Raw genomic sequence first — 13,439 nt, 5'->3', positions numbered from 1 at the left:
ACGCCGCTGGCGCGGCGGCGCTGATTTTTCGGGCCTCCCTCGATGCGGGTCTGGTCGGCGCTCCCTGCTAGGCCCGCCACGGCGCGCCGCAAGCCCGGCTTCGCCGAGCCGGGTGCGGCCCGCCGCTTGCGCGGGCCTCTCCGGTCGTTCTCGCCGCCCGCCCCCGCATCGGGGGAGCCATGGGGTTCTGGGCAGTGCTGGAGGCACCGATGGTTTTTATTTCCAACCGCCATTTTTGGCTGGACTGTCAGGATATGTCGCGGAGATCGGGAGTGGCCTCGTCTGCGCGCACCTCGGCCTGCCCAATGAACTCCACGACAATCATGCAAGCTATGTGGGCCATTGGCTCGGCATCCTGCGCGCCGACAAGACCGCGATCATTCACGCGGCATCCAAGGCCGAGCAGGCCTTCAATTATCTGTGCGGGTTTGCGGACGACCAGATCAGTCCGGCCGAGTCCGCGCCCCTCGAGGCCGTCGAGCCGCTGGCCGAAGCCGCCTGACCCCACTTCCTCTTCGCCAAGGAGACCAGCCATGGGATGGCTGACCATGCCGTTCGCCTCGATGGGCGGACATCCGACTGCCAAGGCCTATCTCGACGCGCAATTCACCTACACGCGCGATGTCGAGGGCGGGACGAAGGGACTGAGGATCCTCGCCTCGTCCTGCCCCAAGAACCGCACCTATTACGCCGCTGCCCAAGTCCTGACGAATGGCATCGGGGGCGAGATCTTCGCGATCGTCTGCAAGGTCCTCTGGAGCCCCAACAGCAAGACCGGCGAAAATTTCGGCTACAAAGACAGTGCGCCGTTGCGGCGCTGAAATGGAGTATCAGTGATGATGAGGTAAGTTGAGAATGCCTCTGCTCGCCGGACTAACCTCGGGCCTCACAAGGTCTGAAATCCCGAAAGGGACGGGGAACAATAGCATGTTCGGAAAAGGCCAGATGCGTCTTAGTCGCAAATGGAGGCGATGACGGTCAGGGCAAGGTGCGTATGGTGAAGGCTACACTGCTTCGTGCCTATCCGCTTGACGCATACACCCACTACATCTAGTGGCTGCCTTGTGGCGCGCGCCTGACTTTTCCTGCGGCTTGGTGCCACCCAAAGCGGTTGTAAAGGGTGGGGATTGTGGACGTTCTTGACCGCGACAAGCTGCCGTTCCCGAAATCCCTCCCCGAGTTCCAGCGGCTTTTCCCGGATGATGGCGCTTGCGCGTCCTGGCTTGAAAAAGCTCGCTGGCCTGATGGATTTGCGTGCCCACGCTGTGGCGTCGTCGGCGATCCGTTTCGTTTCACCACTCGGCCTGTCATCCTGATGTGCCGCTCGTGTCGCCGTCAGACCGGCCTGATGGTCGGCACGGCCATGGAACGAAGCCACATCCCGCTCAGCGTGTGGTTCTGGGCCGCTTACCTGGTTGCGAGTCAGACGACCGGCATATCTGCCGTCCAGTTGCAGCGCCAGCTTGGCCTGACCCGGTACGAGACGGCCTTTGGCCTGCTCCATAAACTGCGCGCCGCGATGGTGCGCCCCGATCAGGATCGGATCGGCGGGCAGAGCGGTCAGCATGTCGAGGTCGATGAGACCTGGATCGGCGGGCGAACGCGCGGCGAAGGCCGGGGAACCCACCACAAAACGCTGGTGGTCGCCGCCGTCGAAGTTCGTCACCGGGAGCCTGGCACTGGCCAGGACCGCCGCCGGAACGGACGCTATGCCGGAAGGGTTCGATTGGCCATCGGTGCAGACCGCAGTGCCGGTGCCCTTGGTGGCTTTGTACAGAGCGCGGTCGAGCCGGGAACGCTGGTCATCACCGATGATTGGAGCGGCTATAGCGGGTTGCAGGGCGGCGGTTACGACCATCACGCCATCGCCCAGTGTGGCGACCCGGAGGTGTCCGAAGAGTTCCTGCCCATCGTCCATCTGGTGTTCTCAAACCTCAAAGCGTGGCTCAACGGCATCCACCACGGCGTCAGCACCAAGCATCTGCAAGCCTACCTCAACGAGTTCACTTTCCGCTTCAATCGCCGCTTCTACCCGTTCAACGCCTTCCGATCCCTCCTCGGGATCGCCAGTGATATCGAGGCGCCGACCTTTGCCGAACTCTACTCAGGCCAATGGACCCACCATACCATATCTAGTGGGTGTATGCCTTAAGCGGATAGGCACGCACTGCTTAAATCCCAGTCTGCAGCAATCTATATAGCGATACTGGCGAAAGCGACTGTCACGCCAGGTCCGGATGATGACAGCGGTCTCATGTCTTGGCCGCCTGTTTCTCAGCCCATCCGGTGCGCCTCTCGTCGAGGGGTTTAGTGGACGAACGGGACACCTAACCGCGCCGCATCTCCATTCAGCGTAACTACGGGATGCCCTAAACAGGCGGCTTCTGCCGGCCTGCATGGGTACGGAGCCGCCATATTACTCAAATGCCCGGGGTAATGCCCGGGACATCGACCTCTTCGGAGGCGGCGGTGCAACTGTATAAGGTCTCGAGCGATCGGGCCGAAAGCGGGGAAGACCGGGGGAAGGGCGGCAGCTGTGATTCTTCAACCACCGATCATGGGGTGTGCTGATGCTGCCAGAAACTGTGAAAGGCCGGTTGGAGGCCATTCCGGCGCTCGTTGCGTCGGGCAAAAGGGTGAATGGACTCTATCGTCTGATGGGGTCTCGCCTCCTTTGGGAGGAGGGGCTCCAGAAGATCGGATCCAACAAGGGTGCGATGACGCCGGGTATTGACGGCGAGACCTTCGCGGACTTCGGACCGGAAGACCTCGACCCGATTATCGCCAGCGTGACGGCAGGGACCTATGATCCCAAACCAGTGCGTCGGGTGTTTATCCCGAAAGGCAAGGGCAAACGGCGTCCGCTGGGCATTCCCACGCGCGACGACCGCCTCGTTCAGGAAGTGGCGCGGCAACTGCTCGAACGGATCTATGAACCGGTGTTCTCGAACGCCTCCCATGGATTCCGGCCGGGCCGGTCGTGTCATACGGCGCTTGAACACGTCAAAGCCGTATGGACGGGGGTGAAATGGCTCGTAGATGTGGATGTCGCGGGGTTCTTCGAGAACATCGACCACGACATCCTCCTGCGGCTGTTGCGGAAAAGGATCGATGACGAGAAATTCATCGGCTTGATCGGCAGCATGCTTAAGGCGGGTGTTATGGAAGACCGGGTTCACACCCGGACCTACAGCGGCACTCCGCAGGGCGGTATCGTCTCTCCAATCTTGGCCAACATCTACCTCCATGAACTCGATATGTTCATGGCGGAACGGATCGCGGCTTTCGAGAGGGGGAAGGTCCGTGCCACGAACCCGGAATATGGGCGACTGGCTGGGCGCATCCAGAAACAACGGAAGCGCGTCACCATGCTGCGGGCCAAAGACAATGTCGACGAGGTGAAGGTTGCGGCCTCCTTGGCCAAAATCCAAACCTTACTGCCGCAAAAGCGGTCCATCCCGTCGAGAGACGCGATGGACCCCGGTTATCGCCGACTTCGTTACTGTCGCTACGCGGACGACTTCATGATTGGGGTTATCGGTAGCAAGGAGGATGCACGAAGCGTGTTCGCCGAAGTCAGGGCATTCCTGACCGAGGCGCTGGCGCTCACGGTGTCCGAGGAGAAAAGCGGTATCCGCAAGGCGAGCGATGGAGCCGCCTTCCTTGGATATGAGGTCCGCACATATACGACACGCCAACGGGTTGTCCGGAGCCGACAAGGTTCCGTCAGCTTCCTTCGTAGGCCGCCGTCGGAAGTGATGCAGCTGCATGTCCCTTGGGAGAAGGTCCACGCGTTCGCTTCTGCAAAAGGTTATGGTGATCTGTCGGTGTTGAAGCCGCGTCATCGTAGCCTGCTGCTCAGCTGCAGCGACGTTGAGATCGTCCTAGCTTACAACGCCGAATTGCGGGGTTTTGCGAACTACTATGCTCTCGCCAAGGATGTGAGCTTCAAGCTGAACAGGCTTGAGTTTCTCCAGCGGTGGAGCTTGTTCAAGACCTTGGCCAGCAAGCACAAAACCAATGTGCGAGCGGTCGTGGCCCGCATGAGGACGGGGCAGGAATTCACCATCGGCTACGACGTCGATGGCCAGCCCCGATCGGTCAAAGTCTGGAAACTGGCTCATCTGAAACGTGATCCGGCCACCTCGTCCAGGATTGATATCCAGCCTTGGACGCAGGTGTTCACCCACTCACGTACGGACTGGGTTGATCGTCAGAATGCCAAGCAATGCGAGGCTTGCGGTCGATCCGATGTTCCGTGTCAGGTGCACCATATCCGGGGGATGGCCGATGTTTCGCACCGCGGTTTTGTCGTGAGAATGAAGGTGGCACGCGCCCGCAGGACGGTGGTCCTGTGCGAGCAATGCCACTGGGATACTCACAGAGGCCGCCTGCCCGATCTACGGCAAAGTGATGGTTCGTCACAGTGGAGAGCCGCATGCGGTGAAAGCTGCACGTGCGGTTCGGCGGGGGGATCAGGGCTGACTCCATGAGCAGCACCAATCCTACCCGACTGACCGAAGCAATGGGACCATGCGAGGACCACTGCCCGCGGCACATACTCGATCTTCTCACCCCCACCGACCGGGAGCATGCCATCGACTGGCGACGGCGCTGCGCCGAGAATCTGAAGCGGCGGGCCCGCAAGCTCGAGGATGGCGATCGGATCAGGCTGGAGACGCCGCTCACCTTCAACGATGGTCACGTCGGCCAGGAGTTTGTTGTCGAGAAGCGCGGCCGCAAGCTGTGCTTCCGGAATCCTGAGACCGGGTGTCGTTACCGAATCAGCCGCTTCATGGATCGGCAGTGGCAAATTGTGCCGACCACCAAGGTCCACAAGACGATCTTTGCCTGAGCCGGTGAGCCGGTATCATGTCTTCCGAAGAGGAACCCCCATGTTTGCTCCCGACCCCGGCCTTTCGCCGAAGCGTCTGCTCCTGTGCAGTCGCGAGAATGCCCAGCGCGTCGCTACGCGCCTTTTTGACCTGCAGCCCGGCCGCGTCAGCATCGTGCGAACCGGCAATCCGCTGCAGCCTTTCCGCGTCTGCACCATGCCCTGCCGCGGCGAGCGTGTTGAAGTCGAGATGGTGTCCTGATGCGCCTCCTCGCACCCTCCCTTCTCGCGATGGTGATGCTCGGTCCGGCCGCGCCGAGCGGCGCACAGACGTTTGAAGCGCAGGCGCGCGCGCTCGACGGCGACACCGTTGCCGTCGACTTCCGATTGCTCGGCGTCGATTCCTTCGAGCGCCGACAGCTCTGCCAGCGCGCTTCCGGATGCTGGCCTTGCGGCAAGGCCGCCCAGGATCTCGCAGCGAACGCCCTGCGCTCGAGGACCGCGGTGATCCGCCTCACCGCTGCCAACTCTTACGGGCGACGTATCGCGACGGTGACGATGGCCGGCAAGGACCTCGGGGAACGCCTCATCCGCGCCGGTCTTGCCGTGCCCGAAATCCAGTATCTGAAGAACGACCCCGGTCGCGCTACCCGGTACCGGGCAGCGTTCGCGCAAGCGAAGGCGAGCAGGGCAGGGGCCTTCGCCGGCACATGGATCGAACCATCACGCTGGCGCCACGGGGAGCGTCTTCGCTGCGAGCGACGACCGGCCCCCTGACAATCAGGCCGACGGCATCGTCTCCGCCCACCAGGACGGACCCTGCTCGAATTCGCCATCGAGCTTCACCATCGGCCCATCAGGCGTATCGGCGACATAGGGATTGATGAGCGGCATCAGCGTGGTCTTCATCCGCTTCTGCTCTCCCGCGACGCGGCCCCTTCGTTCCAGAAGGTCCTCGAGCCACTCAAGATCGTCGAGCATGGCGACGACGCCGCGGCCCGCAAGGCAGAAGTAGATGCAGCGCTGGAAGTCGTCAGCACCATCGTTCGCGAGGATCGCTGCCAGCTTCAGCTTGCCACCGGGCACGCCTTCATGGACCCAGCTGACCGCCTCGCGCAGCTCACGGACGGAATAATAGGCGTCCTCGACGTCGATGCCGATCGCGGCGTTCGCGATCATCCTTCGCGTCGGTCGGTTGTCGGCATCCAGCGCCGCGTCCCGCAGCGTGATGTCGAGGTCGAACCGTTCTCTGAATCTGGCGGCCGCCATGGCAAATCTCCTGCGACCGGGAACGTAACGTGAACAATAGTTCCCGTCAACCGCGTCGTCTCCCCACCATTCAGAAGGCGCAATCGATGGATATCGAGATCATCGTCGGGCTTCCGCACCTTGGCGCCGGTCCGATCCTCAGGCGAGCCTGCACGCTGCGGCAGCCCACGCTGATCTCCGCGAACTGTCTGTCGCGCTGGTCAGACCGGCGCGGCTGGCGCGAATGGACGGGCTGGCGGCTCGATCAGCTTCGAAACGCACGAGGCCTGGCGTCGCTCTGCCTCGATTCCGGTGGGTTCGTCGCAGCGGCCCGCTATGGCGGCTTCCCATGGTCGCTGGCGGACTATGTCTCGCTTGCAGCTGCCTATCCCTTCAGATGGTGGGCGAGCGCCGACTATTGCGTCGAGGCCGAGATCGCCGCCGACCGAGAGGAGGTCATCGACCGGCTCGCCCGGACGATCCGCGCCAACCGCGATTGCCGCAGGCTCGCCGAGGACCAAGGCAACGCCGATACCTTGATCCCGGTGATCCAGGGCCGGCGGCCGACCGACTATGAGCGGTGCGTCGACGCCCTCTGGGGCTCGCTCCGGCCTGGGGCGCTTATTGGCGTCGGAAGCATGTGCCGGCGCGACATCCATGGACCGGAAGGTCTCATCGCTGTCGTCGATCACCTCGACCAGATCCTGCCGATTGGTGTCCGGCTCCATGCCTTCGGCGTGAAGGGGACAGCGCTGCCATTCTTGCTTCCGTTCCGCCACAGGATCGCTTCGATCGACAGCCAGGCCTATGGGATCAGCGCGCGACGGGCGGCCCACACTGCCCGCACCCCCAAGACGGACGAGTTCGTCGCCGATCACCTGGAGCGTTGGGTGGCGGGCCAGCAGCGCAGGCTGAGCTTGCCGCCACAGCGGCTGCCCCAGCAGCTCCACGCCGAGCGGGAGAACCCTCCGTCCGATCCTTGGGAAGCGGCGATTGCGCGAGCCCGTTCGGAAATCCGTGACCTCATCGAGTCCGGCGATCTCGACCATGACGAGATTACCGCAGCCTGGGTCGAGCAATGGGCCGCTGACATCCACCGAAGGCAAGCCGCCGAGCAATGAAGAGGGGAGGGGGAAGGGCAGGGTTGAGCATCAGGCTCGACGGAAAGAAGGCGCGCACCCGCGAAGGAGGCGCGACGCCAATCCCGAAGGAGACCCGCCTTGACCCCATCGCATCCGAATGCAGCCACGACGCTGTCGCTCTCCAAGATCATGCTTGGATACAATCCACGTCGCTATTTCGACCGAAAGAAGCACGAGGACCTGGTCGCGTCGTTCCGGCTGCGCGGCATGCTTCAGCCGATGCTTCTCCGCCCGGCAGCCGACGTCGACGACACCTACGTCGTTGTCGCGGGAGGCCGCAGGTATCGGGCCGCCCTCGAGGCTTTCGGTCCAGAAGGGGAGGTGCCCGTCGTCATCCGCGAGATGACCGACCAGGAAGCGCTGGAAGCGGCGATCGACGAGAACGACAATCGCGACGATGCGTCGGAGACGGAGCAGGCGGACGCCGCCGTTCGGGTTCTCGCCGCCTGCCAGAATGATCGTGCAGAGGCGGCGCGGCGGCTCGGCTGGTCCCAATCCAAATTCGACCGCCGCCTCGCCCTCGCGAATCTCTCCGACGCCGTGAAGCTCGCGCTCGATGAGCGCCGCATCAAGGTCGGGCATGCCGAGCTGCTCGCTGCCATTCCAGCGGACAAGCAGGACAAGGCTCTCGACACGATCACCGCTTCCGGTCTCGACGTCGGAAAAACGCGCGACCTCCTGATGCGCGTCACGCAGGATCTCGCCAACGCCTGCTTCGACAAGACCGAATGCATGGCCTGCCCGTTCAACTCCGGAACGCAACGAGCCCTCTTCGAAACCCATGTCGATGAAGGCCATTGCACCAATCCCGGCTGCTTCCAGCTCAAGACCGAAGCAATCGAAAAGGCCCGGATCGAGGCCCAGGAGCGCGCTGCGGCTGCCGCACAGGCCGAGGCCGCCGATCGGCAAGCGGACGGTGACGATGGGGAAGCTGCTCCCGACGCGGACGAGCTGGCAAATACCGACGACGATGGCGACGGTGCAGCCTCGCGTCCAGGGGTTCGAGCGACCGCGGTCGCAGCCAATCGGTCGTCGTCCGGCGCGATCGTCAAGCCGGCCGCCCGGGCTGACGGTGCGACCGTCTCCGTCAAATCGATCGCCGGCCGCACCGCCGACCTTCGGGAGGCGACCTGGCGAACGGCGCTTGCCCGGGGCCTCGCCGATAATCCCTCCCATGCGCATGCTGCGATCCTCGTCGCCGGCCTGACGGGTACGCTCGCGCAGATCAAGCCGGCCACCTTGACGTCCCGCGCCGGGCTGCTGGTCAGCCCTTCGTTTCCCGACCTGAGCTTCGGAGAGAAGATCGAGGGGATCCGCGCGCTTTCGGACGCGCAGGCAGCGACCGCCCTTGCCGCGATCGCAGCGGCCTATGCGCGCGACGTGCAGTCGTTCGCGCATGTCGCCGACCTTGCCCGGGCGTTCGCAATCGACATCCGGCACGGCTGGCGTGTCGATCGATCCTTCCTGGAGCGGTACACAAAGGACGAGCTCAAATTCATCGCTCAGGAGTGCGGCCTCATCGCGCACTTGGGCGAGAAGGCGTTCGCGAAGCTGCTCGCTTCCAAGAAGGCCGACCTCGTCGCCGGGATGCTCAACGCGGTCGGCTTCGATTGGACCGGCCGCCTGCCGAGCGGCATGACCCTCGACGGCAAATACGGGCCTCCTCCGGCTCCTCTTCGCGCCGAAGCCGACCGCGGTGTTTCCGCGATCGCGGCCTGACGGCCCTCACTCCCTCCGAAATAAGGACTGACAATCATGCTGATCGCAAGTCTCTTGCCGTTGCTCGGCCGCTACTCGCTTGGATTCGACCTCGTCGCGGGTCCGGGCGAGACCGTTACGTTGACCGTCATCCCTCGCGCAACGGAGGGCAAAGCCCAGCGCCTCGAGACGGGAGAGCTGCGGCCGATCTCGATCACGGCGACGGCAGCGGAGATCGACATCGAACTCGCCAAGGGGGCAGACGGCGCGCTCGGCCAGCTCATCGCTTCGCGCAAAACGCTCGCCGAGCAGATTTCCGAGCAGCGCGAGGCGGCCGAGGCCGCACGCGCGGCATCGGCGGAAGCGGCCAAGGCGAAAGCCGCCTCCACGGCGCCGCGACCGTCCCCGACGAGCAGCTCGCCGGCCACGCCGCCTCCGGGCTCGCCTCCGGCCGATGCCAAGTCGGACGAACCCGCCAGCCTCTGGTGAGCACCTCGAGCCCCTGTCCAACGCCAAGGAGTACGCCCCAATGCAGATCAACCAGCTTGACCGCGCCTATCGATATGACGGCATCGATCTCCCGGTTCCGCCGCATCTCGCCCACGACCCGCAGGCTCTGCGAGCCTATCACGCAACGCTCTACCCGGCGATCCTCAACGCCGAGACGGTCGACGTTGGCGTGACCGGCGGCGTCCACGTCACCGAGTACCGCCGCGCCGTCGGCACCAAGGGTTGATCGTGCCCCGCCGCCACGGCGGAGCCATCCCCGCCGCACCGCGCAAGACGCTTCTCGAATGGATCGAGTTCGATGATGGCAACGCAACCGGCATCTCCCAGCCTTCCTGCAGCATCCAGGCCCGGGCCCTCCATGCGCAGCTCGCGCTCGAGCCCACTCACCGAAGCCACTCCCCCGAGCCGCTTCAGCCACCAGCAAGCCTCCGACTTCCGCCGCTCGGCTGATCTCGCGGGCCGATCGGTTGAGATCTCGCCGGACATACCACGAACCTTCGACCAGCCTCTTGCACGACACCATAAGCTGATCGGGCGTTGGGTGGCGTCGCGCGAGAAGGCGACGAGACGATATTCCCGCTGCGAGGCGCGACGGCGCATCGAGCATGTTTTCATCTCTGCCGCTGGCGAGGCGCTGCGTCCGATCGATCTCGCCGAGCTTCGCGTGGTCGTGCTCAACGGCGAGTCCGAGGGAGCGCCGGCGATCGTGATCATCTGCGAGAGCATCGGCCAACTGGATCTCGGATGGATCGAGACCAGCGAGGCGCCGATCGCCTGGCGCGCGGCTGCCTACGTGGCGCTCGAGCAGACCCTGGGGGCTGCCCTGCCGATCTTCGGCTACCAGGATCTCTTCGACGAAATATCCAATTACTATTGGGACGGCGAGACCGACGATGACGCCGCCCGCCAGTGCCTCATCAACTATCACGGCGCAGATCCCGGCGACCTCGACGAAGTCGCCCTGCCGTCGACCATGGAGGCCAAGAAGCCCGCATGGATGATCGCGGCGAATGCAGCGCCGCTGGCGAAGCTGCCTCTCGACCTTCGCAAGGCACTACGCGAACTCCGCAGCGCTCACGACGCGCTTCGGCTCCTGCCGGGAGATTGCAACGCCTGGCACTTCGACGGGCAAATTCTCTACGAATATGTTCCCGGCCTTGAGGAATGTTCGACGCTGCCCCCGTTGACGCTCGTGCCGGTCGAGTTCTTCGCGGCCGAGGTGGACGATGTCGGACGCCACGGCATGGAATACGGCTTCATGGATGTCGCGGGGATCTGTCCGCTCTCCGAGGCCGCGCACGTCGAGCGATGGTTCGCGTCGCTGCGGACCGGCGCTCACTTCCTGCTCGCTGCGCAGCAGCTGATCCAGCTCGATCCCGACAAATTGTGAGGCCCCCATGCCGGACCATAGCGCCCATTTCGAAGCCACCGCCGGAGGCATGGTGCTCACCAACGCCATCCTCCTGTACCGCACCGAGACCCCCCGCGGACTCGATCCCCACCGCGCCCCCAGGCAGGATGGACATGCCTTCGCCAGCATCCATCATGTCGAGCATGGCGGCGAAGGCGGGCCGACGATCGCCGCCGGCACGCCGCTGACCCGCGCCCACCTTCGCCAATGGACCGAGGCGCTCGGGCGCGCAGCGCCGCCTCAGATCCTTCCCCACAATGTGCTGGTTGCCCATCGCGACATGCTCGCCTGGTGGACGCCCGAGCAGGTCCGCCCGGCTTATTTCGATCTGTCCACACCGCCGGCCGGCCTGCGCGTTCTCGCGCAACGGACGATCCGGCCCGTTCCGTATCCCGCCCAGCTGTTCGTGGCGACGCCGCGCCGGCTCGGGGTCTATGCACTCGCCGAAAATGAGCGCCCCTCGGCGACCACGCGGGTGCTCCACTCGCCGGTCCTCAACGTCTTCGTCGATGGCTCTCTCTGCTGGGGGAACATCCCGAGGCCGCGCACGCTGGACGTCGCGGCCATCCCCGACTTCGAGCGGGCGCTGTTCGATTCCTGGTCGACGCACCCCAATCCCGGGCAGGAGCTGACCGTCACCGGCAAGGGTGGCCTGCTGAAGCTCTGGGACGACCTTGCGGCGCGCCAGGCGACGCGCTTCCCGGTGAGGCGCCTCCGGCCGTTCACCGGCACGAGCCAGCGACCTCCATCGAGAAAGGCCAACGCCGAACCGATGACGCTCGAGCGGCTGATCGCTGAAGGCGCGGCGTCATGACCGTCCTCGCCGACGATCCGACCGCGGCCGCCATTCTCGCAGCGGCGTCCTGTTATCCGGTTCCGCCGGTCGGTCGGTCCCCCGCGATCGACGCGGTACGCGCCTCCCGCACAAGCCAATGTCTCGCGGTCGGGAGGGACGGAGTCATGCTCATCGTGCGACGGCCATGGCTCGAGCTCGACATTCCCGTCACGCCGCCGTTTCCCGCCTACCTGCCTTATGGGAGCGTCGGCGAGCGCCGGGCGGAACTACGCTGCGGGCTAATGCCCCGCGAACTGCTCGGCCGGATTCTCGATCACTTCCGAGCGGCCTTGCCCAACGAAGCTGCCGCCTTCGTCCTGTGGAACGAGAATGAGCGAAGCTTCTCGATCCACTACCCCCAGATCGACGATGCCACTCCGTCCCGCGTGACCTATCGGTCCCCGATTCTGGCGCCCGACCAACATCTCATCTGCGACATCCACAGTCATGCGCATGGCGCGGCATTCTTCAGCGCGACGGACGATGCCGACGACGCGCACTCCACCAAGATCGCGCTGGTGCTCGGCCGTCTTGGTCAACCGGAAGGACCCGCCATCGCTTCGCGATTGTGCGCCGGCGGGATGTTCCTGCCGCTGCCGCGCAGCCCGTTTTCAGGAGACGACGATGCAGCCTGACATCCCCAATCGCCACTATCTTCCTGCCGGCTTCGACAATCGCGCGATCAAGGTCCTTCTAGTCGGCTGCGGCGGAAATGGCGCGCAGATGCTGATGGGACTGGCTTCGCTCGAGACAGCGCTACGCGCGATCTCCACCCGGTCGCTCCAGGTCACCGTCGTCGATGACGACGTCGTCAGCGAAGCCAATCTCGGCCGGCAACCCTTCTACCGATGCGACCTCGGCGCTTCCAAGGCCCGCACGCTCGTCGAGCGGATCAATCTCGCGCACGGCCTTTGCTGGCGAGCCGTCCATGGCCGCGCTCCCGAAGCGGTCAAGATCGCCGACGTGGATATCCTCATCAGCTGCGTCGACACCGCTTCCGCGCGCCGCGCCCTCGGCGCCGATCTGGCGAATGGGAAGCCCGTGCCCGCCTACTGGATGGACCTCGGCAACCGCGCCGGAGACGGGCAGTTCCTGATCGGGTCGCCTCGCCGCTCCACCGCCCACGACCGGCGGCGCCTCCCGACCGTCGTCGAATATTTCCCCGAGATCGCCGACGAAACGGAGCCCGACGACGATGCGCCGTCCTGCTCGGTGGCCGAGGCGCTCGAACGGCAGTCGCTTTTCGTCAACCGCGTCCTGGCAAGCCACGCTCTGGCGCTGCTGTTCGACCTCGTCGGGCGCGGGTCGATCGGCCACGCTGGTGGCTTCATCAACCTCGTTCGCGGGCAATGCGTCCCGATCCCGCTTCCCGCGGTCGAGGAGGCGCAGGATCAGCGCGTATCGGCCGCGCTGCCCGGACCCGCGTGATGGGCGCTCGATCCTCCAGGGCCGAGGTGCGCAACCCCGTTCTTGCCCTGCCGGCGGTCGCCCGGCTCCGGGCGCTCAGTCCGGAGGCGCGCCTCGCGCTGCTGTCCGTGCTGCTCGACATCCAAAGCGAAGCCCGGCTGCGCGCCGAACGGAGCTGGCAGAGCCGCAAGCCGCCGGTTGCCGCATACTGGGCCGCCTGCGGTGTCTATGCCGGTCACATCGCGCGCGCGATCGGCCCCGGGGCCAGGGCGTCGGCGCGGCTGACCGCCAGGAAAAGAAGAGGGGGAAGGGGAGGGGCGAGCGGACGTGCGCTTTAGCCCGGAGAACCTCCCC

The 13,439-nt window shown here is 64.9% G+C and carries 16 protein-coding genes and 1 pseudogene; 16 read left to right on the top strand and 1 reads right to left on the bottom strand.

Annotated features, from left to right (window positions below):
- The first annotated feature begins 235 nt into the window (after positions 1 to 235).
- The 7 genes and pseudogenes from BSL82_RS13640 (at position 236) to BSL82_RS13610 (ending at position 5,611) form a co-directional block, all read left to right on the top strand.
- A complete protein-coding gene (locus tag BSL82_RS13640; protein ID WP_418361257.1) occupies positions 236 to 502 on the top strand; it encodes a zincin-like metallopeptidase domain-containing protein in 267 nt (88 codons plus the stop codon).
- Positions 503 to 533: 31 nt separating this feature from the next.
- Positions 534 to 800, top strand: a pseudogene (locus BSL82_RS13635) (DUF6927 domain-containing protein); the annotation flags it as partial.
- A gap of 329 nt (positions 801 to 1,129) precedes the next feature.
- A complete protein-coding gene (locus tag BSL82_RS13630; protein WP_048575010.1) occupies positions 1,130 to 2,152 on the top strand; it encodes an IS1595 family transposase in 1,023 nt (340 codons plus the stop codon).
- A gap of 418 nt (positions 2,153 to 2,570) precedes the next feature.
- On the top strand, positions 2,571 to 4,493 hold the full coding sequence (locus BSL82_RS13625; RefSeq protein ID WP_024018999.1) for a reverse transcriptase domain-containing protein: 1,923 nt from the start codon (positions 2,571 to 2,573) through the stop codon (positions 4,491 to 4,493).
- Positions 4,490 to 4,855 (top strand): DUF6927 domain-containing protein, encoded by a 366-nt coding sequence (locus BSL82_RS13620; RefSeq protein WP_407695341.1) that lies wholly within the window; start codon positions 4,490 to 4,492, stop codon positions 4,853 to 4,855. Before BSL82_RS13625 ends, BSL82_RS13620 begins: the two co-directional genes overlap by 4 nt.
- 40 nt (positions 4,856 to 4,895) lie before the next feature.
- Positions 4,896 to 5,096, top strand: a complete 201-nt coding sequence (locus BSL82_RS13615; protein WP_042469284.1) for a hypothetical protein — start codon at positions 4,896 to 4,898, stop codon at positions 5,094 to 5,096.
- The gene (locus BSL82_RS13610) at positions 5,096 to 5,611 is read left to right on the top strand and encodes a thermonuclease family protein (RefSeq protein ID WP_053003299.1); all 516 of its coding nucleotides are present in this window, start codon (positions 5,096 to 5,098) and stop codon (positions 5,609 to 5,611) included. The genes BSL82_RS13615 and BSL82_RS13610 overlap by 1 nt, the downstream gene beginning before the upstream one ends.
- 3 nt (positions 5,612 to 5,614) lie before the next feature.
- Here the strand turns inward: BSL82_RS13610 and BSL82_RS13605 are convergent, their stop codons facing one another.
- Complete coding sequence (locus BSL82_RS13605) at positions 5,615 to 6,103, bottom strand: hypothetical protein (protein ID WP_042469282.1); 489 nt, start codon at positions 6,101 to 6,103, stop codon at positions 5,615 to 5,617.
- Positions 6,104 to 6,189: 86 nt separating this feature from the next.
- Between BSL82_RS13605 and BSL82_RS13600 the strand changes: the two genes are divergently transcribed.
- The 9 genes from BSL82_RS13600 to BSL82_RS13560 all read left to right on the top strand — a co-directional run bounded on the left by BSL82_RS13600 (position 6,190) and on the right by BSL82_RS13560 (position 13,423).
- Positions 6,190 to 7,203, top strand: coding sequence for a deazapurine DNA modification protein DpdA family protein (locus BSL82_RS13600; RefSeq protein ID WP_042469281.1), 1,014 nt, complete (start codon positions 6,190 to 6,192; stop codon positions 7,201 to 7,203).
- A gap of 150 nt (positions 7,204 to 7,353) precedes the next feature.
- On the top strand, positions 7,354 to 8,943 hold the full coding sequence (locus BSL82_RS13595; RefSeq protein ID WP_174521970.1) for a PRTRC system ParB family protein: 1,590 nt from the start codon (positions 7,354 to 7,356) through the stop codon (positions 8,941 to 8,943).
- A gap of 36 nt (positions 8,944 to 8,979) precedes the next feature.
- Entirely contained in the window at positions 8,980 to 9,411 is a 432-nt protein-coding gene (locus BSL82_RS13590) for a PRTRC system protein E (RefSeq protein WP_042469277.1), read from the top strand.
- 40 nt (positions 9,412 to 9,451) lie between these two features.
- On the top strand, positions 9,452 to 9,658 hold the full coding sequence (locus BSL82_RS13585) for a PRTRC system protein C (RefSeq protein WP_042469276.1): 207 nt from the start codon (positions 9,452 to 9,454) through the stop codon (positions 9,656 to 9,658).
- A gap of 132 nt (positions 9,659 to 9,790) precedes the next feature.
- Complete coding sequence (locus BSL82_RS13580; RefSeq protein WP_226998470.1) at positions 9,791 to 10,822, top strand: hypothetical protein; 1,032 nt, start codon at positions 9,791 to 9,793, stop codon at positions 10,820 to 10,822.
- A 7-nt stretch (positions 10,823 to 10,829) separates the two neighbouring features.
- Positions 10,830 to 11,657 (top strand): PRTRC system protein B, encoded by an 828-nt coding sequence (locus BSL82_RS13575; RefSeq protein ID WP_042469275.1) that lies wholly within the window; start codon positions 10,830 to 10,832, stop codon positions 11,655 to 11,657.
- Entirely contained in the window at positions 11,654 to 12,313 is a 660-nt protein-coding gene (locus BSL82_RS13570; protein ID WP_066518908.1) for a PRTRC system protein A, read from the top strand. Before BSL82_RS13575 ends, BSL82_RS13570 begins: the two co-directional genes overlap by 4 nt.
- A complete protein-coding gene (locus BSL82_RS13565) occupies positions 12,303 to 13,106 on the top strand; it encodes a PRTRC system ThiF family protein (protein WP_066518906.1) in 804 nt (267 codons plus the stop codon). The genes BSL82_RS13570 and BSL82_RS13565 overlap by 11 nt, the downstream gene beginning before the upstream one ends.
- The gene (locus tag BSL82_RS13560; protein ID WP_226998469.1) at positions 13,106 to 13,423 is read left to right on the top strand and encodes a hypothetical protein; all 318 of its coding nucleotides are present in this window, start codon (positions 13,106 to 13,108) and stop codon (positions 13,421 to 13,423) included. Before BSL82_RS13565 ends, BSL82_RS13560 begins: the two co-directional genes overlap by 1 nt.
- Positions 13,424 to 13,439 lie beyond the last annotated feature (16 nt).

The sequence above is a fragment of the Tardibacter chloracetimidivorans genome (assembly GCF_001890385.1).
In the GTDB taxonomy this organism is placed as follows: domain Bacteria; phylum Pseudomonadota; class Alphaproteobacteria; order Sphingomonadales; family Sphingomonadaceae; genus Tardibacter; species Tardibacter chloracetimidivorans.
This window is presented reverse-complemented; position numbering and strand designations above follow the sequence as displayed.